Source organism: Micromonospora sp. WMMB235 (assembly GCF_001855515.1).
Taxonomy (GTDB): Bacteria; Actinomycetota; Actinomycetes; order Mycobacteriales; family Micromonosporaceae; genus Micromonospora; species Micromonospora aurantiaca.
On sequence record NZ_MDRX01000001.1, the window covers coordinates 2,938,494 to 2,961,792 of the forward strand.

At 73.8% G+C, this 23,299-nt stretch carries 21 protein-coding genes; 7 read left to right on the top strand and 14 right to left on the bottom strand.

The annotated features are described in order from the left end of the window. Positions 1–30: 30 nt before the first annotated feature. From BFV98_RS12175 to BFV98_RS12190, 4 genes are all read left to right on the top strand, one after another. The gene (locus BFV98_RS12175) at positions 31–996 is read left to right on the top strand and encodes a glutathione S-transferase family protein (protein WP_013284636.1); all 966 of its coding nucleotides are present in this window, start codon (positions 31–33) and stop codon (positions 994–996) included. Next, on the top strand, positions 989–1,657 hold the full coding sequence (locus BFV98_RS12180; RefSeq protein ID WP_071096360.1) for a DUF998 domain-containing protein: 669 nt from the start codon (positions 989–991) through the stop codon (positions 1,655–1,657). Before BFV98_RS12175 ends, BFV98_RS12180 begins: the two co-directional genes overlap by 8 nt. A 137-nt stretch (positions 1,658–1,794) precedes the next feature. Continuing rightward, positions 1,795–3,075 (top strand): dicarboxylate/amino acid:cation symporter, encoded by a 1,281-nt coding sequence (locus BFV98_RS12185; protein ID WP_030269874.1) that lies wholly within the window; start codon positions 1,795–1,797, stop codon positions 3,073–3,075. 68 nt (positions 3,076–3,143) lie between these two features. After that, positions 3,144–4,211, top strand: a complete 1,068-nt coding sequence (locus BFV98_RS12190) for an NADH:flavin oxidoreductase/NADH oxidase (protein ID WP_071096362.1) — start codon at positions 3,144–3,146, stop codon at positions 4,209–4,211. Positions 4,212–4,244: 33 nt separating this feature from the next. Here BFV98_RS12190 and BFV98_RS12195 read toward each other — a convergent pair whose 3' ends face one another. From BFV98_RS12195 to BFV98_RS12220, 6 genes are all read right to left on the bottom strand, one after another. Next, the gene (locus BFV98_RS12195; RefSeq protein ID WP_071096364.1) at positions 4,245–7,730 is read right to left on the bottom strand and encodes an ABC transporter ATP-binding protein; all 3,486 of its coding nucleotides are present in this window, start codon (positions 7,728–7,730) and stop codon (positions 4,245–4,247) included. Positions 7,731–7,820: 90 nt separating this feature from the next. Beyond that, complete coding sequence (locus tag BFV98_RS12200) at positions 7,821–8,414, bottom strand: TetR/AcrR family transcriptional regulator (protein ID WP_013284631.1); 594 nt, start codon at positions 8,412–8,414, stop codon at positions 7,821–7,823. 10 nt (positions 8,415–8,424) lie between these two features. Continuing rightward, positions 8,425–10,575 (bottom strand): YhgE/Pip family protein, encoded by a 2,151-nt coding sequence (locus BFV98_RS12205; RefSeq protein ID WP_013284630.1) that lies wholly within the window; start codon positions 10,573–10,575, stop codon positions 8,425–8,427. Next, positions 10,572–11,270 carry an ATP-binding cassette domain-containing protein gene (locus BFV98_RS12210; protein ID WP_013284629.1) on the bottom strand — a complete coding sequence of 233 codons (699 nt, stop codon included), beginning with the start codon at positions 11,268–11,270 and terminating at the stop codon, positions 10,572–10,574. The genes BFV98_RS12205 and BFV98_RS12210 overlap by 4 nt, the downstream gene beginning before the upstream one ends. A gap of 93 nt (positions 11,271–11,363) precedes the next feature. After that, positions 11,364–12,203, bottom strand: coding sequence for a DUF4081 domain-containing GNAT family N-acetyltransferase (locus tag BFV98_RS12215; RefSeq protein ID WP_030269880.1), 840 nt, complete (start codon positions 12,201–12,203; stop codon positions 11,364–11,366). A 64-nt stretch (positions 12,204–12,267) separates the two neighbouring features. Continuing rightward, entirely contained in the window at positions 12,268–13,494 is a 1,227-nt protein-coding gene (locus BFV98_RS12220) for an MFS transporter (RefSeq protein WP_013284627.1), read from the bottom strand. A 121-nt stretch (positions 13,495–13,615) separates the two neighbouring features. Between BFV98_RS12220 and BFV98_RS12225 the strand changes: the two genes are divergently transcribed. Continuing rightward, entirely contained in the window at positions 13,616–14,209 is a 594-nt protein-coding gene (locus BFV98_RS12225; protein WP_013284626.1) for a PadR family transcriptional regulator, read from the top strand. Positions 14,210–14,257: 48 nt separating this feature from the next. Here BFV98_RS12225 and BFV98_RS12230 read toward each other — a convergent pair whose 3' ends face one another. Continuing rightward, entirely contained in the window at positions 14,258–15,076 is an 819-nt protein-coding gene (locus BFV98_RS12230) for a class I SAM-dependent methyltransferase (RefSeq protein ID WP_030269884.1), read from the bottom strand. Positions 15,077–15,205: 129 nt separating this feature from the next. Here BFV98_RS12230 and BFV98_RS12235 point away from each other — a divergent pair, with 129 nt between their 5' ends. Then, a complete protein-coding gene (locus tag BFV98_RS12235; protein WP_013474404.1) occupies positions 15,206–15,880 on the top strand; it encodes a helix-turn-helix domain-containing protein in 675 nt (224 codons plus the stop codon). A 59-nt stretch (positions 15,881–15,939) separates the two neighbouring features. Here the strand turns inward: BFV98_RS12235 and ispG are convergent, their stop codons facing one another. The 5 genes from ispG to BFV98_RS12260 all read right to left on the bottom strand — a co-directional run bounded on the left by ispG (position 15,940) and on the right by BFV98_RS12260 (position 20,638). Beyond that, positions 15,940–17,115 carry a flavodoxin-dependent (E)-4-hydroxy-3-methylbut-2-enyl-diphosphate synthase gene (ispG, locus tag BFV98_RS12240; RefSeq protein ID WP_013474403.1) on the bottom strand — a complete coding sequence of 392 codons (1,176 nt, stop codon included), beginning with the start codon at positions 17,113–17,115 and terminating at the stop codon, positions 15,940–15,942. A gap of 9 nt (positions 17,116–17,124) precedes the next feature. Continuing rightward, entirely contained in the window at positions 17,125–18,372 is a 1,248-nt protein-coding gene (locus BFV98_RS12245; RefSeq protein ID WP_013284622.1) for an RIP metalloprotease, read from the bottom strand. Continuing rightward, positions 18,369–19,583: a 1-deoxy-D-xylulose-5-phosphate reductoisomerase gene (dxr, locus tag BFV98_RS12250; RefSeq protein ID WP_071096366.1), complete on the bottom strand. Its 1,215-nt coding sequence runs from the start codon at positions 19,581–19,583 to the stop codon at positions 18,369–18,371. The genes BFV98_RS12245 and dxr overlap by 4 nt, the downstream gene beginning before the upstream one ends. A gap of 129 nt (positions 19,584–19,712) precedes the next feature. Further along, entirely contained in the window at positions 19,713–19,904 is a 192-nt protein-coding gene (locus BFV98_RS12255) for a hypothetical protein (protein WP_013284620.1), read from the bottom strand. A 188-nt stretch (positions 19,905–20,092) separates the two neighbouring features. Then, positions 20,093–20,638, bottom strand: coding sequence for a GNAT family N-acetyltransferase (locus BFV98_RS12260; protein ID WP_013284619.1), 546 nt, complete (start codon positions 20,636–20,638; stop codon positions 20,093–20,095). A gap of 51 nt (positions 20,639–20,689) precedes the next feature. Here BFV98_RS12260 and BFV98_RS12265 point away from each other — a divergent pair, with 51 nt between their 5' ends. Next, a complete protein-coding gene (locus tag BFV98_RS12265) occupies positions 20,690–21,532 on the top strand; it encodes a YhjD/YihY/BrkB family envelope integrity protein (RefSeq protein WP_013284618.1) in 843 nt (280 codons plus the stop codon). A 10-nt stretch (positions 21,533–21,542) separates the two neighbouring features. Here BFV98_RS12265 and BFV98_RS12270 read toward each other — a convergent pair whose 3' ends face one another. Then, positions 21,543–22,712, bottom strand: coding sequence for an alkaline phosphatase PhoX (locus tag BFV98_RS12270; protein WP_013284617.1), 1,170 nt, complete (start codon positions 22,710–22,712; stop codon positions 21,543–21,545). A gap of 105 nt (positions 22,713–22,817) precedes the next feature. Further along, positions 22,818–23,237, bottom strand: a complete 420-nt coding sequence (locus tag BFV98_RS12275) for a 50S ribosomal protein L7/L12 (protein ID WP_030269890.1) — start codon at positions 23,235–23,237, stop codon at positions 22,818–22,820. Positions 23,238–23,299 lie beyond the last annotated feature (62 nt).

The window sequence follows — 23,299 nt, forward strand, 5'->3', positions numbered from 1 at the left end:
ATCCGTGACCGGAGCGGATAGGTTTGCCGCATGTCCGGGGCCCAGTTCAGCGCAGAGACCAGCGGTGGCGGCGCGTTCGTCCGCCAGCCCAACCGGTTCACCGGCCGGGTCACTCCGCACTCCACGTCACCCGAGGGGGGCGGGCCGGACGAGCAGGGACGCTGGCCGCTGGAGGCGGGCCGCTACCGGCTGATCTGGTGCCGGGCCTGCCCGTGGGCGCACCGGGCCCGGATCGTGCGCGGCCTGCTCGGGCTGGACGAGGTGATCTCGCTGGGCACCGTCGACCCGATCCGGGACGAGCGGGGCTGGCGGTTCGCGCTCGACCCGGACGGCTTCGACCCGGTGCTCGGCATCGGCTTCCTGTCCGAGGCGTATCTGTCCACCGACAGGGACTACACCGGCCGGGTGACGGTGCCGGCGCTCGTGGACACGCTCACCGGACGAGTCGTGACGAACGACTATCCGCAGCTCACGCTGGACTTCTCGACCGAGTGGCGGCGGTTCCACGCGCCGGACGCGCCGGATCTGTACCCGGTCGAGCTGCGCCCGGAGATGGACGCGCTGATGGCGGAGATCCACCGGGACGTCAACAACGGCGTCTACCGGTGCGGCTTCGCCACCTCCCAGGAGGCGTACGACGAGGCGTTCACCGCGCTGTTCGCCCGCCTCGACGCGCTGAGCGAGCGGCTGGCCGGGCGGCGCTACCTGATGGGCGACGCGATCACCGAGGCGGACGTGCGCCTGTTCACCACGCTGGTGCGCTTCGACGTGGCGTACCACGGCCACTTCAAGTGCAACGAGCGCAAGCTCACCGAGATGCCGGTGCTGTGGGCGTACGCGCGGGACCTGTTCCAGACGCCGGGCTTCGGCGAGACGGTGGACTTCGACCACATCAAGCGGCACTACTACGCCACCCACGACATGATCAACCCGACCCGGATCGTGCCGCTGGGGCCGGACCTGTCCGGCTGGACCACCCCGCACGGACGTGGCTGAGGACACCGGCCGCCGGATCGCCGCCGCGTTCGCCGCCGTCTGCCTGGCAGCCGGCGCGGCAGCGGTGACTGTCGCGGTGATCGCCGGTCCCGGCCCGGGCCCCATCGCGTACGTGAGTGAGGCGGGCATCACCGACAGCGGGTACGCCGGGGCGTACCGGATCGGGATCTTCTCGGTGGCCGCGTCGCTGCTGCTGCTCGCCGGGGCGCTGCCGCCGGGGTTGCGGGCGGCGGCCGGGCTGCTCGGCGCCGGCGCGGTCGCCACGGTGCTCTCCGGCGCCGTCACGTGCAGCGAGGGCTGCCCGCTGCCGCCGTTCGAGGCGACAACGGTGGCCGACCTGGTGCACGGCGGTGCGAGCATCGCGGCGACCGCCGCGGTGGTGCTCGCCATGCTCGTACTGCTGTTCTCCCCGGCCGCGGACCAGGGGCTGCGGCGGATCGCCGCGGTCGGCGCGGCGGTGGCGCTGCCGGTGGCCGCCGTAGTAGCGGCGGCGCTGCTGCTGGTCGGGCGCAGCGCGCTGCTCGGGGTGTCGGAGCGGGTGCTGCTGGTCGTGGTCGCCGCCTGGGGACTGGTCACCTCCGGCTACCTGGCTGTAAGGAGCCTCACCGGCGACGGTCCTTCCGTTACGGCCCGGGGCGGGAGTAACGTGTCGCGACGATGACCAATGTCTGGTGCCTCACCGAGCGCCTGTACGTCGATCTGCGACGGCAGGCCAGCGGCGTCTGTCCGGCGTAGCTCCACGCCCCCGACGCCCGCCTTCCCTCTCCAGACCTTGGATCCGTCCTCATGACTTCCGCCCTGCGCAGAATCCCCTTCTCCGTCCAGATCCTGCTCGGCCTCGTGCTCGGCGTGGCGCTCGGTTTCCTCGCCCGCGCCGCCGACCTCGCCTGGCTGACCAGCACGCTCGACACCGTCGGCGGCCTCTTCGTCCAGCTCCTCAAGCTCGCCGTGCCGCCGCTGGTCTTCACCGCCATCGTGGTCAGCGTGGTGAGCCTGCGCGGCGTCGCCAACGCCGCCCGGCTGGCAGTCAAGACGCTGCTCTGGTTCGGCGTCACAGCGCTCATCGCGGTGAGCATCGGCATCGGCATCGGCCTGCTCACCGACCCCGGCCGGGGCGTCAACCTGGACCCGGCCGGCGCCACCGCGCCGAAGACCACCGGCTCCTGGATCGACTTCCTCACCGGCATCGTCCCGACCAACCCGGTCGGCGCGTTCGTCGAGGGCAACGTCCTGCAGATCGTCTTCCTCGCCCTGGTGGTGGGCGCCGCCGCGCTGCTGGTCGGCGACGCCGCCGAGCCGTTCGTGTCGCTCAACCGCTCGCTGCTGTCGATCGTGCAGAAGGCGCTCTGGTGGGTCATCCGGCTCGCCCCGATCGGCACGCTCGGCCTGATCGGCAACGCCGTCGCCTCGTACGGTTGGGACCTGCTGGCCCCGCTCGCGAAGTTCACCACGGCCGTCTACGTCGGCTGCGCGCTGGTGCTGTTCGTGGTCTACCCGGTGCTGCTCGCGGTGGCCGGCAAGCTCAACCCGCTGCGCTTCTTCGCCGGCGCCTGGCCCGCCATCGAGCTGGCGTTCGTCTCCCGCTCGTCGGTGGGCACCATGCCGGTGACCCAGCGGTCGGTCGAGCGCCTGGGCGTCCCCCGCGAGTACGCCTCCTTCGCGGTGCCGTTCGGCGCCACCACGAAGATGGACGGCTGCGCCGCCATCTACCCGGCGCTCGCCGCGATCTTCGTGGCGCAGGTGTTCGGCGTGAACCTGGGTGTGACCGACTACCTGCTGATCGCGTTCGTCTCGGTGGTGGGCTCGGCTGCGACCGCCGGCCTGACCGGCGCGATCGTCATGCTGACGCTGACCCTGAGCACGCTGGGCCTGCCTCTGGCCGGGGCCGGCCTGCTGCTGGCCATCGACCCGATCCTGGACATGATCCGTACCGCCACCAACGTGGCCGGGCAGGCCGTGGTGCCGACCATCGTGGCCGCCCGGGAGGGCACGCTCGACCGGGCCGCGTACGACTCGGCCGGCAAGCGCGACCTGATCGAGCCCGCCGAGACCGAACGGCTCGACCCCGTACCCGCCTGATCCACACCCCTTCGGGTGCGTCTCCTGAGAAGGAGGCGCACCCGTTGCCACGACCGGAGGATCCGAGAATGAGCGCCCTGTTCACCCCGCTCGCCCTGCGCGGCGTCACGCTGCCCAACCGGATCGCGCTGGCGCCCATGTGCCAGTACAGCGCCGGGCCGGACGGCCTGCCCACCGACTGGCACCGGGTCCACCTCGGCTCCCGCGCGGTCGGCGGGGCCGGGCTCGTCATCACCGAGGCGACGGCTGTGGTGCCCGAGGGCCGGATCAGCCCGCAGGACACCGGCCTCTGGTCCGGCGCGCACGTCGACGCGTGGCGGCCGATCACCGCGTTCGTCGCCGCCCACGGCGCGGTCCCGGCCGTGCAGCTCGCGCACGCCGGGTTCAAGGCGTCCACGTACCGGCCGTGGGCACCGGCGCGCGGCGGCGTGCCGGACGCCGAGGGCGGCTGGACCCCTGTCGGCCCCGGCGACCAGCCGTTCGTGCCGGAGTACCGCACGCCGACCGCGCTGGACGAGGCGGGCATCGCCGCGGTGGTGGACGCCTTCGCCACCGCCGCCGGGCGGGCGCTGGACGCCGGGTTCGCCGCCGTGGAGATCCACGCCGCGCACGGCTACCTGCTGCACGAGTTCCTGTCCCCGCTCACCAACCGGCGCACCGACGGCTACGGCGGTGACCGGGCCGCCCGGATGCGGCTCACCCTGGAGGTTGCCCGCGCGGTACGCGCCGCCGTCGGCGAGTCCGTGCCGGTGCTGACCCGGATCTCCGCCACCGACTGGACCGACGACGGCTGGTCCGTCGACGACAGCGTGGTGCTCGCCGGGGAACTGGCCGCCACCGGTGTCGACCTGATCGACACGTCCTCGGGCGGCGCGGCCGTCCAGGCGTCCATCCCGGTCGGCCCCGGCTACCAGGTGCCGCTGGCCGCCCGGATCCGCCGCGACGCCGGGGTGCCGACCGGCGCCGTGGGCCTGATCGTCGAGCCCGAGCAGGCCGAGCAGATCGTGGCCGGCGGCGAGGCGGACCTGGTGCTGCTGGGGCGGGAACTGCTGCGCGACCCGTACTGGCCGCGCCGCGCCGCCGCCAAGCTCGGCGCCGCCCCGGCCTGGCCCGACCAGTACACCCGAGCCTTCTGACCCACCCCGCCCCACCCGGTGGGGCGGGGGCGGTCAGCCGGCCAGGTGGTTCCAGCGGGGTTCCAGGTCGGTCCAGGTGCCCTGATCGGCCACAGTGCCGTCGATCAGCACCACCACGTGGTCGGCCCGGACCAGGGCGGCCCGCTTCGCGGTCGAGCCGACCACAGTCACCCCGTGCTCGCGCAGCGCCGCCCACAGCGCCAGCTCCGTGCTGACGTCCAGCGCCGACGACACGTCGTCGGCCACCAGCAGCTCGGTACGCGGCGCGAGCGCCCGGGCCAGCGCCAGCCGCTGGAGCTGACCACCGGACAGGCGGGTTCCCTTGTGCCCGATCAGCAACCCGAGCCCGCCCCCGGCCGCGGCCAGGTCGTGTTCGAGCTGGGCGGTCGAGACCGCTCCGGCGGCGTCCACCTGGTGGCCGAGCGCGATGTTGTCGGCCACCGTGCCGGAGAGCACCCGGGGTAGCTGGCCCACGTACCCGACCTGGTTGGGGCGCAGGAACATCTCCGGCTCGGTGACCGGGTCACCGTTCCAGCGCAGCTCGCCGACGTGGTGCACGATCCCGGCGAGCGCGCGCAGCAGCGACGACTTGCCGGACCCGACCGGGCCGACGACCAGCACCAGCTGCCCGCGCTCGACCACCAGGTCGACGTCGCGGACGGCGAGCGTGCCGTCGGAGTGCAGCGCGCCGAAGCCGGACAGCTCCAGGCGGCGCAGCGGGTGCCGGGGCGGCGGCTCGGGCGCGGGCGCGGTGCCCGCGACCAGATCGAGGCCGGGCACCGGCGCCGCGTACACGGCCTCGCCGGTCATCGCCACCGTCCGCTTGGTCCACACCCGCGCCGACGGGTACTGCGACACCAGCGACGCGGTGGTCCACGCGAACCAGCGGGCCGCGCCCAGGGTGGACACGGCCACCAGCGTGGCACCCGCCGACAGCTCACCGGCCAGGTAGAGCGCCCACGCGCCGATCGGCAGCAGGCCGCTGGCGACCGACGGGGTGGACCGGGCCCACACCTGCATGGCGATCTCGCGTCGCTGCCGCTCGCTGCGGACCTCGTCCAGCCGGGCGAGGTGGCGCAGCACCGGGCGGGTGGCGCCGGCCAGCTTGACCGTACGGGCGGCGGACAACGCGGACACCAGCGCGGTGGCGAACGCGGCGCGCGCCTTCACCGTCCCTGCCGCGGTGCGTTCCAGCCGCGGCCCGAACAGCGTCGCCGCCAGCCCGGACACCACCATCGTGCCGACGAAGAACATCGCCGGTACGAGACTGCCCGTCACCAGCGTCATGGCGACCACGATGACCAGCGAGATGAACTGGTCCATCAGGTTGTCGGCCAGGTGCACCACCCGGTCGGTGTCGCCGCCCTGGGCCACCACCTCGGCCGGGGTGTGCCCGCTGACCCGGCGCGCGCCGGTCTGCCCGTGCACCAGCCGGGCGCTGATCCGCAGCATCTGCCGGATCCACCACTGCGGGAACCACAGGTTCGTCAGGTACGGCAGCGGCAGCACCACGAGCAGCGCGGCCACGATGCCCAGCGCCGGCAGCCACGGGTCGCCGCCGCCGACCAGGTCGGCCCAGAGCCAGGGCAGCACCGCGCCGTCCAGACCGAGCACCGTCATCACGACGAACAGGCCGACCGAGAGCAGGCCGTACCGCGGATCGTTGGTGCCCAGCCGGAAGATCTCCCGCATGGTCCGCGCGGGCGGCGAGGGCGGCGCCGGTGGCGGGTCGGTGCGCGGCACGGCGGCCGGCCGCGTCGAGGGCGCGGCCGGTGTGGCGGGCGCGTCGTCCCAGGCGGGCGCGTCGAGCAGGTCCACACCGCCGCGCCGGGCGCCCACCCCGGCGTACGCCCCGGCGTGGCTGGTGGCGAGCAGCTCGGCGAAGCGGGCCGACTCGCGCAGCGGGCCGGCCTCCAGCACCGCGCCGTCGGCCATCACGACCACCTCGTCGCAGCGGCGCACCGAGGAGAGCCGGTGCGCGATGACGATGCCGATCCGGTCGGTGAGCAGCCGTTCGGTGGCCTCTCGTACGCGGTTCTCGGTGACCGGGTCGAGCCGCGCGGTGGCCTCGTCGAGGATCACCACGTGCGGGTCGCGGACCAGGATGCGGGCGAACGCGACGAGTTGTTCCTGCCCGGCGGAGAGCACGTAGCCGCCGTCGCCGAGCCGGGTGTGCACGCCGTCGGGCAGTTCGGCGATCCAGCCGGCCAGGCCCAGTTCGGCCAGCGCCCGCTCGGCCGCGTCCAGCAGCTCCGGATCGAACAGCGCCACGTTCTCGGCGAGCGTGCCGGCCAGGATCTCGGTGCGCTGCGGCACCACGGCGATCCACCGGCGCAGTTCCTCCACGTCCAGGTCGACCAGGTCGGTGCCGCCGAGGAACACCGTGCCGCGCGGTACCTCCACCGCCCGGGTCAGCACCTTGGCCAGCGTCGACTTGCCCGAGCCGGTCCGCCCGACGAGCGCGTACGAGCGCCCGCGGACGAAGTCGAGGTGGACGTCGCGCAGCGCCGGACCGCGGTCGTCCCCGCCGGACGGGTAGCGGTAGGTGAGCCCGCGCACGGTCAGGTCGCCGTCGACCGGGGCGTCGCCGCCGCCCGGCTCCTGCGGCGATCCGGCGAGCAGTTGCACCCGGCCCCAGGCGCCGAACGCCTGTTGCAGGTGCGGCACCCAGCGGGCGATCTGCTCGACGGTCGCGCCGAACGCGACGGCCAGCAGCCAGATCGCGGTGAGCCGCGCGGCGTCCACCCGGCCGGTGGACAGCGCCCACGCGCCGCCCAGCACCACGCCCGCGACGCCGAGCCCGACCGCGCCGGCGGCGACCGCGGTGACCCGCGCGGAGAGCCGGAACACCCGGCCGCACCGGGCGATCACCTCGGCCGCGCGGCGGGCGTAGAGGCGCAGCACGTACGGCCGGGCGAGGCTGGTGCGCACGTCGTCCTGCCCGTGCACCGCCTCCTCCATCACTGCGGCGAGGTCGGACCACGCCTCCTCCTCGGCCATCCGGGCCGGGGCGATCCGGGCGGTCGGGCGGCGCAGCGTCACCGCGAGCAGGGAGGTGAGCACGATCATGCCGACACCGGCGGGCCACCAGACGATCAGCGCGCTCACCGTCGCGAGGACACAGACCGCGAGGCCCTGCGCCAGCCGTACGCCGGTGTTCCGCATCTCGGCGGCGACCTGGTAGACGTCGTTGTCGATCCGGTCGAGCAGCTCGCCGACCGGCGTGGTCTCCAGGGTGGGCAGATCCTGGCCCAGCGCGACCCGGCAGAGCCGCCGCCGCACGTCGGCCGACCAGTCGGCGGTGAGCCGGGCCATGATCAGGCCGATCAGCAGGTCGGTGACGACAGCGGCGACGAGCGCCACCGCGAGCGCGACGAACCACCCGGACGAGCGGTGCACCAGCACCGGCCCGGCCAGCGCGGAGGCGGCCGCCTGGCCGGCGGCGCCGAGCACGATCAGCAGCAGGACCGCCGTCATCCGCCGGGGCGCCGTGGCCCAGAGATCTCGGAGCAGGCGCATGGAAGGTCCTCCGGACTCGGATCGGTGGGGGCGGTGCCCTCACCCTCACCCTTCCGGCGGCCCGGAATCAACCGAATTACCGCCCGCTGGTCAGGTCCGGGCGACCCGCCGGACGATGCCGAGCAGCGACTCCTGCACCTCGTCGATCGGCCGCTCCGGCGAGAAGACCAGCCAGTCCACTGCTACCACCAGCCCGACGCCGAACAGCGCCGAACTGGCGGTACGCACGTCCAGGTCGGCGGGCAGGTCGCCGCTGTCCACGCCGGCCTTCACCGTGTCGGCGATCACCGCGACGGCCTCGCCGCGCAGCAGCCGCAGCGTCTGCTGCCACTCCCTGTTGGTCCGCCACATCTCCGAGAGCAGGAGCTGGGCGAAGGCGCGGTAGCGGCGGATGTACTCCAGCTGGGCGCGGACCAGCGCGCCGAGCGCCTCCAGCGGCGGCAGCCCGTCGACGGCGGCCCGGAACTCGGCGGTGAGCAGGCCGATGCCGTGCCGCAGCAGCTCCTCGAACAGGACGGTCTTGGACTCGAAGTTGTAGTAGACGGTCCCCTTCGCCACACCGGCGCGGGCCGCGATGTCGTCCACAGTGGTGGCCGAGAAGCCCTGCTCGGCGATGAGGTCCACCGCCGCCACGAAGAGGCGCTGGCGGGTGTCCTCGCGCCGGCGCGTCCGTCCGTCCGTCACCGGCTCATCCTCACATGGTCAGTTCGGGGTGCAGCTTGGCCGGGGTCAGCCGGCGGGACCGGCGGGCCGCGCCGACGGTGAGCGCCATGGCGCCCAGCCCGAACGCGAGCAGCACCAGCGCGGCGGTGACCACCGGGGCGGTCGTACCGCCGTTGATGGTGTGCCGCAGGCCGTCCACCACGTACGTCATCGGCAGCCAGGGGTGGATCGCCTGGAAGAAGCCGGGCGAGGTCTGCACCGGGTAGGTGCCGCCGGACGAGGTGAGCTGGAGCATCAGCAGCGCCAGCGCGGCCAGCCGCCCGGCCGGGCCGAGCGCCACGCCGAGCAGTTGCATGATCGCGGTGAACGCCAGCGAGGTGAGGGCGAGCAGACCGAACGTGGCCGGTCCGTGCCGCGGGTCGAGCCCGAGCCCGAGCGTCACCACCGTGTAGAGCACAGTGACCTGGGCCAGGCCGATGCCCGCGGCCGGGAGCCACCCGGCGAGCACGACCCGCCAGCCGGGCGCGCCGGACATCACGTGCCGCCGGTTGACCGGCCGCAACAGCATGTACGTGATCATCGCGCCGACCCAGAGCGCCAGCGACAGGAAGTACGGGGCGAAGCCGACGCCGTACGAGCCGGCCGGGTTCTGCGAGTCGCGGATCAGGCCGACCGGGTCGCCGAGCACGCCGGCGCGGGTGGCCGCGTCGTCGTACCCGGGTAGTTTCCGCTCCCCGGCGGCGAGCCCGTCGGCGAGGTCGCCGGCGCCGCCCTCCAGCCGGGTCAGCCCGTCGACCAGGCGGTTGCTGCCGCTGCCGAGCTGGGCCAGGCCGCCGTCGAGCTGGCGGGCGCCGGTGGCGAGCCGGTAGAGGCCGCCGCGCAACTGGTCGGCGCCGGTCGACGCGTCGCCCAGCCCGTCGCGGAGCTTGGCGCTGCCCTGCGCCAGCGTGGTGAGCCCACCGGCCAGCTCGTTGACCTTCGCGCGGGCGGAGGCGACGCCGTCGGCCAGGTGCGGCGCGGCGGCGGCCACCTCGCGGGCGGTCTTCGCCACGTCGGTCATCTGCTTGCGCAACGTGGCCATGTCGGTCTTGTCCAGCGCGGCCACCACTGAGCGGGCCTGCGTGACGGCCCGGTCGGCGGCCTTGCGGGCGGCGGCGAAGTCCGGGTCGTCGGCCAGTTCGGGGTGTTCCTTCGCGACCGCGTCGAGCCGGTCGCTGACCTCCTCGGCGGTCGCGACCACCTCGGCGGCCTTGCCGGGTAGCGCGTCCAGCCCGGCGGCGAGCTGCTGCGCGCCGTCGGCGACGAGCGTGGCCGCCTTCTCGATCTTGTCGGCGTTGCGGCGCAGCACCGGCTCGTACCTGTCGGCGGCGGCGTTCACGGTCGCGGCCGCGGCCTTGGTCTCGGTGGCGGCGCGCCCGGCGCCGTCGGCGAGCTGGGCGGCGCCGGTCCGCAGCTGGTCGAGGCCCTTGGCGAGCTTGTCCGCGCCCTGGACCGACTGGTTGAGTCCACCGGCGAGCTGACCGGCGCCGTCCTCGGCGTCACCGAGCCCGTCGGCGATCTTTCCCGCGCCCTGCTGGGAGGTGCCGAGCCCGTCGGCGATCTTCCCGGCGCCGTCGGCGGCGCGGCCGGTCTCGGCCTTGGCGTCGGTGAAGCCGATCAGCATCTTGTCGAAGTACGTGGCAGCGGTGCTCTGCGCGGCGGCGGCCCGGATCTCGCTGAACGCCGACCGGGCGAGCAGCCCGGAGAGGTAGTTGGTGGCGTCGTCGTTGACGACCTTCAGCTCGCCCTGCCGGGCCGGGCGGTCCGGTTCCGGGCCGGCGGCGAGCGTGGCGGAGAAGTCCTCCGGGATGGAGAAGACCAGGTGGTAGCGCCCGTCGCGCAGCCCCTTGGTGGCGTCGGCCTGGTCGGTCACGGTCCAGCCGAACACCTTGCGGTCGAGCAGCTTCTCGGTGAGGTCGCGGCCGGCGTGCACCTCGCTGCCGTCACCGGCGGTGGCCGGGCGGTCGGCGTTGACAAGCGCGACCGGGATCCGGTCCATCTTCCCGTAGGGATCCCAGAACGCGTACAGGTAGAGGGCGCCGTAGAGCAGCGGGACGATGGTGAGCACTGCCAGGGCGGCGCGCGGCAGCCGGCCCCGGGTCATCCGGCGCAGCTCGAACAGGGCCAGTCGCAGGACGCTCATGCGGACACCTCGGTGGGCACGGTCAGGGCGGGGACGGGCAGGGCCGGGTCGCCGATGCGGTGCACGGTGGCGGTTACCCCGGGTTCGACGGCGCGGGCGCTGGCGACCACCGCGTACCCCTGGTCGGCGAGGCGTTCCAGCGCGCCCCACATCCACTCCCGCTCGGGCCGGTCGGCGCCGGCGTCCACGTCGTCGGCGACGATCAGGCTGGGGCCGCCGAGGCTGGCGAGCACGAGCCCGAGCACCTGCCGTTCGACCGGGGTGAGGTCGCGGCCGTACCGGTCGGGGTCGAGGGGCGCGTCGGTGAGTCCGGCGCCGGCGATGGCGGCGGCGTAGGCGTCGCGGCGGTAGGCCCGGCGGGCCCGGACCGCTGCCACCGGCACGAGGCGGCGCCGGCGGCGTGGCACCGGGCCGAGCAGCAGCAGGCGTTCGGTGATGTGTTCGGCGACGGTGAGCGTCGGGTCGGGCTCGTGCACGCCCGCGACCTGGCCGAGCGCGGCCGGGCCGCGGCGGCGCAGTTCGCCGTGGTTGTGCGGGAAGCGTCCGGCCAGCGCGAGCAGCAGCGAGGTGCGCCCGCTGCCGGGCGGGCCGGTGACGGCGTGCAGCTCACCGCTCGCGGCGGTGAGGTCGACGTCCCGGTAGACCCAGCCCCGGCGGGTGCGCAGACCCAGGCCGACGGCCTCGACGATGTTCATCAGGACCCCGAATTCCGAACTGACTAGTCAGTATAAAAACATGCCCAGCATAGCGCCGGGTGTCCGGTTCGGGACGTCTGGCGGGAGTGATCCTCAGAACAGCACTGTGGCGAGCGTGCCGACCGGGCGGAAGCCGCAGCGCTCGTAGACCCGGCGGGCGGGCAGGTTGAAGTCGTTGACGTACAGGCTCACTGTGGGCGCGACCCGTTCCAGCGCGTCGCGGACCACTGCCGCCATCGCGGCGGCGGCGATGCCCCGGCCACGCCACTCGGGCGCCACCCAGACGCCCTGCACCTGCGCGGTCCGGCGGGTCACCACTGCAAGCTCCGCCTTGAAGACCACCCGCCCGTCGACGAAACGGGCGTAGGCGCGGCCGGCGCGCACCAGCTCGGTCACCCGCCGCCGGTAGCCGCGCCCGCCGTCCTCGGCCAGCGGCGACACCCCGACCTCCTCGGTGTACATCGCCACCGCCGCCGGGAACAGCAGGTCGACCTCGCTGCCGCGCACCCGCCGCACGTGCGGGTCGGGCGCCACGGCGGGCAGCGCGTCCGTCGCCAGCAGCGGCTGGTTCGGGCGTACGTCCCGAGCCGGCCCCCAGTGCGCGGAGAGGCGGTCCCAGAGCCCGAGCACCGCGTCGGCGCGGCCGACGATCGAGGAACAGAGCCGCTCCTCGGCGCTCAACTGGTCGGCGAACGCGGTCACCGCCGACTCGGACGCGAGCACCGGGGTCAGGTTGCCGCCCAGCCAGCAGATCGACTCCAGGTGCCGGCGGGAGCCGTACCCGAGGATCCGCGCCTCGGCCCGCCACCAGGCCAGCCCGCGCGCCGCCACCCGCTCGGCGACCTGCGCGCCGGCGTACGGGTCGAGGTCGAGCAGCCGCTCGACCGCGCGGCGCTCCGACTCCCCCAGTTGGCGTACCGGCATGGTGAGCACGGCTACCAGCCTGCCAGATCCACCCCGGCGTGCGCGGGCCGACCGGGCACCTGCCGCACGGCGCTCAGCCGGCCGGCGCCGGCACCGGTTCGGGTGCGGGCGGCCGGGTCCGGGCGGCCCATCGCACCACAGGCGGCACCATTGCGCCGAGCAGCAGGAACACCACGCCGAGCACCAGCCAGCCGGGCACGCCCCAGCCGATCGCGAGCGTGGTCACGACCACCGGGGCGACCATCGAGCCGAGTTGCATGCCCATCCCGTACGCGCCCTGGTACTGCCCGTGCGCGTGCGCCGGGGCCAGGCCGAAGGAGATGCCCCAGCCGGCCGCCGCGTGCCACAACTCCCCCACGACGTGCACCAGCGCTCCGGCCAGCAGCAGCGGCACCGCCACCGCGACCGGTACGCCGCCCCCTGCGGCGAACAGCGCGCAGGCGGCAGCGAGCAGGACACCGGCCCGGCGGGCGGCCCGGCCCGCGCCGGTCAGGTCCTCGGTGCCCCGCGAGGCGCGGACCTGGAACAGGATCACCACCACGGTGTTGACGAGCAGGCAGACGGAGATCAGCCAGTTCGGCGCTGTGGTGTGCCCGGCGATCCACAGCGGCAGGGCGATGTTGATCAGCGAGAAGTGCATGGACATGAGCCCGTCCAGGACGGTGAAGGCGAGGAACGGGCGGTCCCGCAGCGCGATCAGCCGCGGCCCGTGCGCCGGGGCGGGCATCGGCGGCACCGGCGGGAGCCGCAGCAGCACCGCCGCCGCCAGCACGTAGGTGGCGGCGTCGAGCAGGATCAGCGTGACGTACGCGCCGCGGGTGTCGGCGGCGAGCGCGAACCCGGCCAGCACCGTGCCCACCGAGATCCCGACGTTGGTGACAGCGCGCAGGTAGGCGCGGGTACGGACCCGCTGGTCGGGCGGGACGGCGCCGGCGATCAGCGCACCGCGGGCGCCCCGGGTGCCCGCGTCGGCGACCGCCATCAGCACGCCGACGACCAGGAAGCCGGTGAACGAACGCACGGAGACCAGCGCGGCCGTGCACCCGGCCGAGGCGAGCAACGCGGCCATCTGGAGCCCGCGCGGGCCGAGGCGGTCGGCGAGGTAGCCCATCGGCGTGCTCGCCACCAGGCTGACCAGCGCGGTGAGCGTGAGCGCCACACCGACCTGGGTCACCGAGAGCCCGACCGACCGGGTGAGGAACAGCGCACTGGCGGTGAGCCAGGTGCCCCGCCCGACGGTGTTGACGAGCGTGGAGAGGGCGAGGGTCCGGGACGGGCCCGGTTCGGGAAGCAGGCGCACACCGGCACCCTAACAGTACGTACGTACGGTTTGCAGCCCGGTTTACGTGACGTCTTGTCGGCGATGCATTGCCGATATATCGTTGATGCATCAGTGATACGACGACAGAAGGAGAGCCCTGATGGGTTTCCATCGACGCATGCACGCCATGCACGACGAGATGCGCCGCCGTGGCGGCTTCGGCTTCCCGCCCGTACCCCCGGGTCCGCCGCCCTTCTCCCCCGGACCCCACGGCCACGGCCACGGGCGGGGCCGGGGCGGGCGCGGACGCGGCCGGCGGCCGAACGTGCGCGGGGCCGTGCTGGCCCTGCTCACCGAACGGCCGATGCACGGCTACGAGATGATCCAGGAGATCGACTCCCGCACCGGCGGGGCCTGGCGGCCCAGCCCCGGCTCGATCTACCCGACACTGCAACTGCTGGAGGACGAGGGGCTCATCGCGACCGCCGCCGACTCCGAGGGCGGGCGCAAGCGGTTCGCGCTGACCGAGGCGGGCCAGGCCGAGGCGGCCGGCGCGGCGCAGGCCCCGCCCTGGGCGGAGTTCGCCGAGCAGACCGTCAACAGCTGGCACGACATCCGCGACGCCGGCGCGCAGGCCATGCAGGCGCTGCGGCAGGTCATGACCACCGGCACCGACGACCAGCGCGCCCGTGCCGCCCAGGTGCTCGACGAGACCCGGCGCAAGCTCTACGCCATCCTCGCCGAGTCCGAGTGAGCACCGCCGCCGGAACGGCACGCCGGCCGGACGACGACCGGCGTGCCGTCAGGCGCGGCGCGCGGTGACGAGCAGGTACTCCCAGCGCATCACGCCACCGTCCAGGTGCCGGGCGGCCAGGTCGGTCAGCGCGCGGTCGAGCCCGGCCGTACGCTCCGGGTCGCCGGCGTTCGCCAGGTAGACCGCCACAGTGGGCCCGTAGCGGGTCGCGAAGAAGTCCCGGAACTCCCCCGGCGTGGCGAACCGGTCCACCACCACGGCGTCACGCGCCGACGTGAGCGCGTCGACCCGGTCGCCGAACAACTCCCGGACGTGCTCCTCGTCGCCCCAGAGCGGGGGCGGCTGCGCGCCCGGCGGCGGTGGCGGCGCGTACGGCCGCATGGCCGCGAACAATTGGCCCACAAAGCCCTCCGGGGTCCAGTTGACCAGGCCGATCGTCCCGCCCGGCCGGCACACCCGCAGCACCTCGTCGGCTGCGGCCCGGTGCCGGGGCGCGAACATCACGCCCACACACGACAGCACCGCGTCGAAAGCGGCGTCCGCGTACGGCAGCGCCTCCGCGTCCGCCTCCTCCCAGGTCAGCGTCAAGCCCTCCCGCTCGGCCTCCGCCCGCCCGATCGCCAGCAACTCCGGGGTGAGGTCGCCGGCCACCACCTCCGCACCGGCCCTGGCCGCGGGCAGAGCCGCGTTGCCGGTCCCGGCCGCCACGTCCAGCACCCGCATGCCCGGCGCCACCCCGGCGGCCCGGACCAGCGTCGCCCCCAGCTCCGGGATCACCTGCGCGGCCACGGCGGCGTAGTCCCCCATCGCCCACATCGCGCGGTGCCGGGCCTTCACCGCGGCGTCCTGTTCCCGTTCCTCGATCATCGGTCGCTCCTCACCTGTCGTCCCTGCACAGGACGCTAGGCAGCGGACGACCCGGCCCCCAGTACGAGATCTGTACCGCTCCCGACAGGGCGCTGGCCGGGGTGGCGGGCCGGGCGTAGCGTGCCCGCCATGGGGGCCTCCTACCACCAGTTCTGCCCCGTGGCGAAGGCCATGGAACTGCTCGACGAGCGGTGGACGCTGCTCGTGGTCCGGGAGCTGGTCAGCGGCTCGGAACGCTTCAACGAGCTGCGCCGGGGCCTGCCCCGGATGTCGCCCACGCTGCTGTCCCGCCGGCTGCACCAGCTCGTCCGCGCCGGTGTGGTGGAGCGGCGGGTCGACGGCGCCGACGTGCGCTACGTCCCGACCGCCGCCGGACGCGAACTGCGGCCCGTGGTGGAGGCGCTCGGTGCCTGGGGCGTGCGCTGGATCGGCGAGCTGGGCGACGCCGACCTGGACCCGAAGCTGCTGCTGTGGGACATGCACCGCCACGTCGACCACGACGCTGTTCCGCCGGGGCGTACCGTCGTGCGGTTCCGCTTCCGGGACGTGCCCACGACGCAGCGCGACTGGTGGATGGTGATCGCCGCGGGCGAGGCCGACGTCTGCGACAGCGACCCCGGGCACGACGTGACGGTGACCGTCACGGCGGACCTGCGCGCCCTGGTCCAGGTCTGGATGGGCGACCTGGAGTGGGCCGCGGCGCTGCGCGGCGGCGCGGTGGAGGTGGCCGGACCGGAGGCGTTGCGGCGCGCCGCGCCCGGCTGGTTCACCCTCTCCCCCTTCGCCGCCGTGCCCCGGCCCTGAGACGGCGCGTGCGGCCGCCCCCTGCCGGGGACGGCCGCACGACGACGCGGGAATGCGGATCAGTGCACTGTGACAGTGGCGCCGCCCGGCACCAGGTCACGCAGCTCCTCGGGAATCTCGGCGCCCATCTCGTCGGCGATCCGCAGCGCCTCCTCGATCAGCGTCTCCACGATCTGCGCCTCGGGCACGGTCTTGACGACCTTGCCCTTGACGAAGATCTGGCCCTTGCCGTTGCCCGAGGCCACACCCAGGTCGGCCTCGCGGGCCTCGCCCGGACCGTTCACCACGCAGCCCATGACCGCGACACGCAGCGGCACCGGCAGGCCCTCCAGCCCGGCGGTGACCTCCTCGGCCAGCTTGTAGACGTCGACCTGCGCCCGCCCGCAGGACGGGCAGGAGACGATTTCCAGGCCACGCTCGCGCAGGCCCAGCGACTCCAGGATCGCGTTGCCGACCTTGATCTCCTCGACCGGCGGGGCGGACAGCGAGACCCGGATGGTGTCGCCGATCCCCTCGGCCAGCAGCGCGCCGAACGCCACCGCCGACTTGATCGTGCCCTGGAACGCCGGGCCGGCCTCGGTGACGCCGAGGTGCAGCGGGTAGTCGCACTTCTCGGCCAGCAGCCGGTACGCGCGGATCATCACCACCGGATCGTTGTGCTTCACCGAGATCTTGATGTCCCGGAAGCCGTGCTCCTCGAACAGCGAGCACTCCCACAGCGCCGACTCCACCAGCGCCTCGGCGGTGGCCTTGCCGTACTTGGCCAGCAGGCGCTTGTCCAGCGAGCCCGCGTTGACGCCGATCCGGATCGGCACGCCCGCGTCGCCGGCGGCCCGCGCGATCTCCTTGACCTTGTCGTCGAACTGCCGGATGTTGCCCGGGTTCACCCGGACCGCGGCGCAGCCGGCGTCGATCGCCGCGAAGACGTACTTCGGCTGGAAGTGGATGTCGGCGATCACCGGGATCTGCGACTTCTTGGCGATCGCGGGCAGCGCCTCCACGTCGTCCTGCGACGGCACGGCGACCCGGACGATCTGGCAGCCGGACGCGGTCAGCTCGGCGATCTGCTGGAGCGTGGCGTTGACGTCGGCGGTGAGGGTGGTGGTCATGGACTGCACCGAGACCGGCGCGCCACCACCGACCGGCACCGAACCGACCATGATCTGGCGGCTGGCCCGGCGCGGGGCCAGCGGCGGCGGCGGTACGGGGGGCATACCGAGACTGACAGCGGTCACTTCAGGCACTCACCTTGAGAAGAGCGTGATGGGGTTGATGACATCAGCGGTGACTGTGAGCAGCGTGAACGCGCCGCCGATCAGGATCACCGCGTACGTGAACGGCATGAGTTTGAGGTAGTCGACGCGGCCCGGATCGGCGCGGCCGATGCGTGCGTAGAGCCAGGACCGCGCCCGTTCGAACCAGGCGATGGCGATGTGGCCGCCGTCCAGCGGGAGCAGCGGCAGCAGGTTGAACACGCCGATGAAGAAGTTCAGCGACACGAACAGCATGAAGAACACCAGCCAGGCGTTGTTCTCCACGGCCTCGCCGCCGAGCCGGCTGGCGCCGACCACGCTGATCGGGGTGTCCACGTCGCGCTCGCCGCCGGTGATCGCGTTCCACAGCGCGGGCACCTTCTGCGGGATGCGCTGCATGGCGTGCGCGGTCTGCACGGCCATGGTGCCGGTGAAGTCGGCGGTGGCGCCGAACGCGGCGACCGGGCCGTACTCGACCCGGGTCGGGGTGCTGGGCGAGAGCGCCACGCCGAGCGCGGAGACCGCCGAGGCGGCGCCCTTCGGGTCACCCAGCGGCGGACGCTGCACCGAGGCCAGGTCGACCCGCGCCTCGGCCGGCTTGCCGTCACGGACGTAGGCGACGGTGGCCGTGCCGGGCGGGGTGGCCCGGACCACGTCGAGCATGTCGCCCCAGGTGGAGACCGGCTTGCCGTTCACCGCGGTGATCCGGTCGCCGTCCTTGAGCTGGGCCTTCTCGGCCGGGCTGGCCGGGTCGCCGGACTCGCAGGCGCGGGCCGCGTTCTCCACCACCACGCACGGCGCGATGGCGATCACCGCCGGCTCGGCCCGGAAGCCGGCCTCGGTGCTGGGGAACTTCGGGTTCGGCAGCCCCACCGACACCGCGATGATCCAGAGCGCGATCAGGGCCAGGGCGAAGTGGGTGATCGAGCCCGCGGACATCACGATCGTCCGCTTCCACACCGGGTAGCGCCACATGGCGCGCTTCTCGTCCCCCGGCTCGACGTCGTCGTCCTGCGGTGTCATGCCGACGATCTTGCAGAAGCCGCCGAGCGGGATGCCCTTGATGCCGTACTCGGTCTCGCCCCGCTTGAACGACCAGAGCGTCGGGCCGAAGCCGACGAAGTAGCGGGTGACCTTCATCCCGAACGCCTTGGCGGTGAGCATGTGCCCCGCCTCGTGCAGGCTCACCGAGATGAGGATCGCCAGGGCGAACAGCACCACCCCGAGCAGATAGCTCATCGAGCTCCTTCCACCGACCCGACGATGATCTCCTGGGCGTGCGCCCGTGCCCACGACTCGGCGGCGAGCACGTCCTCGACGGTACCTGGTTCGTCGAAATCGGGAGCGTCCTCCAGCACCCGCTGGAGGGTGTCGACGATGCCGAGGAACGGCAGCCGGCCCGCGACGAACGCGGCCACGCACTCCTCGTTCGCCGCGTTGTAGATCGCCGGGCGGCAGCGCCCGGCCTCCCCCGCCGCCTTGGCCAGCGCGACAGCCGGGAACGCCGCGTCGTCGAGCGGGAAGAACTCCCACGTGTGGGCAGTGGTCCAGTCGACAGCCGCGGCGGCGCCGGGTACGCGGTCCGGCCAGCCGATGCCGAGCGCGATGGGCAGTCGCATGTCCGGCGGGCTGGCCTGGGCGAGCGTGGACCCGTCGGTGAACTCGACCATCGAGTGGATCACCGACTGCGGGTGGACCATCACCTCGATGTCGGCGTACGGCACGTCGAACAGCTCGTGCGCCTCGATCACCTCCAGCGCCTTGTTGACCATCGTGGCGGAGTTGATCGTGACGACCGGGCCCATGTTCCAGGTCGGGTGCGCCAGCGCCTGCTCCGGCGTGACGGCGGTCAGCTCGTCACGCCGCCGCCCCCGGAACGGGCCGCCGCTGGCGGTGACCACCAGCCGCCGCACCTCGCCCCGGGCGCCGCCGCGCAGGCACTGCGCCAGCGCCGAGTGTTCGGAGTCCACCGGGACGATCTGCCCCGGGTGCGTCACCGCGGCCCTGACCAGCGGGCCGCCGGCCACCAGGGACTCCTTGTTGGCAAGCGCGAGGGTACGACCGGCGTGCAGCGCGGCCAGCGTCGGCGGCAGGCCCAGCGAGCCGACCACGCCGTTGAGCACCACGTCGCACGGCCACTGCGCCAGCTCGGTCATCGCGTCCGGCCCGGCCACGATCTTGGGCAGCTTGAAGTCGCCGGTGGCCCAGCCACGCCGGCTCGCCTCGGCGTAGAACGCGAGCTGAAGATCCTGCGCGGCGGACGCGCGGGCCACACCGACCGCCTCCACGCCCAGCTCCAGCGCCTGCGCGGCGAGCAACTCCACGTTGCCGCCACCCGCGCCGAGGGCCACCACCCGGAAGCGGTCCGGGTTGCGCTTGACGATGTCGATGGCCTGGGTGCCGATCGAGCCGGTCGAGCCGAGCAGCACGAGATCTCGGGGAGTGGTCACCGGACCATTGTTCCCCAGCGCCTCACCCCGGTTCGTCCCGGAGTGCCCGGCGGCATGATCGACTCCACTTCGCCGAGGTGGCGGCATCAGGGTCGCCGCGATGCCACCACTTCGGCGAACCGGTGTCGATCACGCCTGCGGCGCCTCCTCGTCGAGCAGGTCGGCCGGGTCGACGCTGAACTCGACCTTCGGGCCGTTGGTCTCCGGTAGGAGATCGAGAGCGAGCTGCGCGGTCCAGGGCTCGTCGTACCAGCGGAGCACGTCGAACGACGGCTCGGCGGGCTGCGGTGCCGGCTCGGGCGCGAATGCGGCCTGGGCCATCGGGCTCACCCCCTCAGCGGGTAATCGTGCTACCCCTCACCTAGCGGCGCTGCCCCGATCCGCCCTGCTCGCACACGTTGTCCATCCCCACCGCCACTCCCGTTGATCATGAGGTTGGCGGCGTCGGCGGTCCGATTCGTCGCCGCCAACCTCATGATCGACGGGGCGGGAGCAGTTCCGCCGAACGATCAGGCGGGGCGCTCCAGGGCGAAGGTCTCCAGTTCGACGCCGCCGTACCAGTCGGTGCGCACACCCGCGTGCGTCATGCCGAGGCGCCGGGCCACCGCCATCGACGGGTCGTTCCCGGCCATCACCACCGCGTACACCCTCGGGGTGCCGGTGGCGAACTCGCGCTCCAGCACCGCGCGGGCCGCCTCGGTGGCGTAGCCGCGGCCCTGGGCGTCGGGGTGCAGGTGCCAGCCGACCTCGATGTCGTCGGTGAGAGTGACGCCGTCGCGTCCCGGTAGCGGTTTGAGCAGGATGCTCCCCGCCACCGGCCCGCCGTCGCGCGGCTCGATCGCCCACAGGCCCCACCGGCCGCCGTACGGCGTCCAGCGTTCATGCCACATCCGGACCCGCTCGCGCGCCTCGGACGGGTCGGTCATCCGCCCCTTGCCGCCGCCCAGCCAGCGCATCACCTCGTCCCGGGAGTAGATGTCGTAGATCCGGGCCAGGTCGTCCGGCGACTCGGTCCAGTCCCGGAGCACCAGCCGGTCGGTCGTGGCGATCGTCATGCCGCCGGATCGTAATGCGTGGCGCGGGGGCGTACGGGGAACGAGAGGGCGATGGGCGACGGGTGGGCACGGACCAAGCGGATCACGGCGGCGGCGTTCCGGCCGGTCCGCGGTCGCGACCTGTCGCTGCACGCCGCCGCGATCACCTTCTACGGCGCGATCGCCGTGGTGCCGGTGGCGCTGCTGGCGATCTGGCTGACCGGGCTGCTCGCCGGGGCGGACCGGGTACGGCGGCTGACCGGGTACGCGATCGACACGCTGCCCACCGAGATCGGCGCGCACCGGGCGGCGGCCGCGCTCGTCGAGGCCGGTCTGGGGCTGACCCCGCTGCTGGCGCTGGCCTCGCTGCTGCCTGCTTCGCTCTACGGCGAAGGGCTGCGCCGCGCGTTCGTCTCGGTGGCCGAGCCGCGCGCCGAGTCCGGTGCACTCGTCGGCTGGCGGGGCCGCCTGCTGCTGCTCCCGCTGCTGGCGCCGGCCCCGGCGCTGCTGCTGTCGATCCTGCTCGGGCTGCCGCTGACCACCCGGCTGGTACGCCAGGGCGGCTGGGTCGGCGCGCTCGGCGTGGTGCTGTCGTTTTTCGCGGTGTGGCTGGTGCTCACGCCGGTGCTGATCTGGGTGTTCCGGGTGGTCGGCCCGGCCTCGCCGGACTGGCTCGCCACCGTCGCCCTGGGCTCGTTCACGGCGGCGAACCTGTCCGGCTTCGTGCACGGCTTCGTGCTGTTCTGCTCGCTGCCGCTGGACCTGGGCGTGCCGTTCGGCGGGTTCGATGAGATCGGCGGCGGCGTGGCGGTGCTGCTCTGGCTGTACCTGTTCCACGTGATCGTGTTGTCCGGCTACTCCGCGACGCTGGCGGCGAGCCGGTGGCGGGCCGCCCGGGTGGCGGCCGGCGCCTGACGGCTGCGGGTCAGCGCCGGAACGGGCCGCGCACCTCGTACGTGATGCCGCCGGTCCCGGCCCGGGCGCCGCTGGTGCCGCGCTGCGAGGAGAAGTAGAGGCGGCTGCCGTCCGGCGAGAATGCCGGCCCGGTCAGCTCCGACCCGGACTGCCCGAGCAGCCGCAGGAACGGGGTCACCACACCGGCCGGCGTGATCACGTTGATCTCCATGTTGCCGCCGTCCTCGGCCACGTAGAGGTCGCCTCCCGCGGTGCCGGTGATGTTGTCGACGCCGGTCAGCGGCGCGGCACCGGCCGGCACCAGCGAGTCGTCGTACGCGAGGTCGAGCCGCTGGTTCACCGCGTCGTACGCCCACACCCGGTTGTCGCCCTTGGTGGTGAACCAGCAGGTGTCGTCGGCGTACCAGCAGCCCTCGCCGCCGTCGAACGTCTGCGCCGCGCCCACCTGGTAGCGGGTGGGCACCGGGAACCCGTCGCGGTCCGGCAGGTCCCGCCAGGTCACCGGCCCGGTCACCTGGCCGTCCGGGGCGCAGAGCACCTGCACCCGGCCGGTGCGCAGGTCGCCCCAGGTGTCCGGGACGAACCGGTAGAAGCAGCCGTCCCCCTCGTCCTCGGTCAGGTAGACCACCCGCCGCTGCGGGTCGCAGGCCGCCGCCTCGTGCTTGAAGCGGCCCATCCGGGTCCGCTCCTCACCGGCCCGGCCGCCCTCCGGCCAGGTCTCGAAGACGCGGCCCAGCGGCACCTCCTCGCAGGACAGCCACGTCCCCCACGGGGTCGGGCCCCCGGCGCAGTTGACGTTCGTGCCACCGAGGATCCGGTACGCGGCGGTGATCGCGCCGTCGGCGGCGAACCGCACCGCCGAGGCGCCACCGACGAGCGGCACCTCCGAGTTGGAGACGTAGATCCAGCCGTCGCCGGACGGGAAGCAGGCGCCGCCGTCGGGTGCCGGGTGCCAGGTGTACGAGGTGCCGGCGACGCGCTGCCCGGAACGCGCGATCACCCGGCCGGTGAAGCCGGCCGGCAACTGGAGGCCGTTGGCGTCGGCGGCCAGGAGGTCGCCGTACGGGCCGGGGCCGGGCTGGGCGGGCTGGGCCGGGGCGGCAGCGGCGGCCCAGAGACCACCGGCGAGAGCGGCGGCGCCACCGGCGGCTGTGGCGCGCAGGACGGTACGACGATCCATCGGGGATTACCTCCCGGAGGCGGTGGGTGTCCCGTCGACGGTAGGACGGAAATGCATCGACAACTGCCACTATAGGGTGAACGCCCGGTGACTGCCGTCCGGCCGTCAGAGGCCCTCGACGTACCGCTTCGCGTCGGCGAGCGACATGTGCGTGTGCTCCCGTACCACCTTGATCGCCTGGATCTTCCTGCCCCGGTACAGCAGCCGCGCGGCCTCGGCCCGCACCGCCTCGTCGACGCCCTTTCCGGGCGCCGGAGGGCCGGGCGGCCAGGATCCGCCGCCCGCCAGCGCGTCCACCGCCCGTTTCGCGTCCAGCAGCGACAGCCCGGTCTGCTCGCGCAGCACCTTGACCGCCTCGACCGTACGCCCCGCGCGGGCCAGCCGGAGCACCTCGGCCTGCCCGTCGCCGGCCGGGCGATCAGGGGCGACCAGGTCCCGGGGACGGTCGCGCCGCAGCACGAGCAGGAGCAGGAGCACCACCACGACGAGCGCCACCGCGAGCGCGATCTGAACAGCCGGGGACATGCCCGGAACGGTAGCGCCCCGCCGCGAACCCTCCCGTCCGGGACGGGCCGCCGCTACGCTCC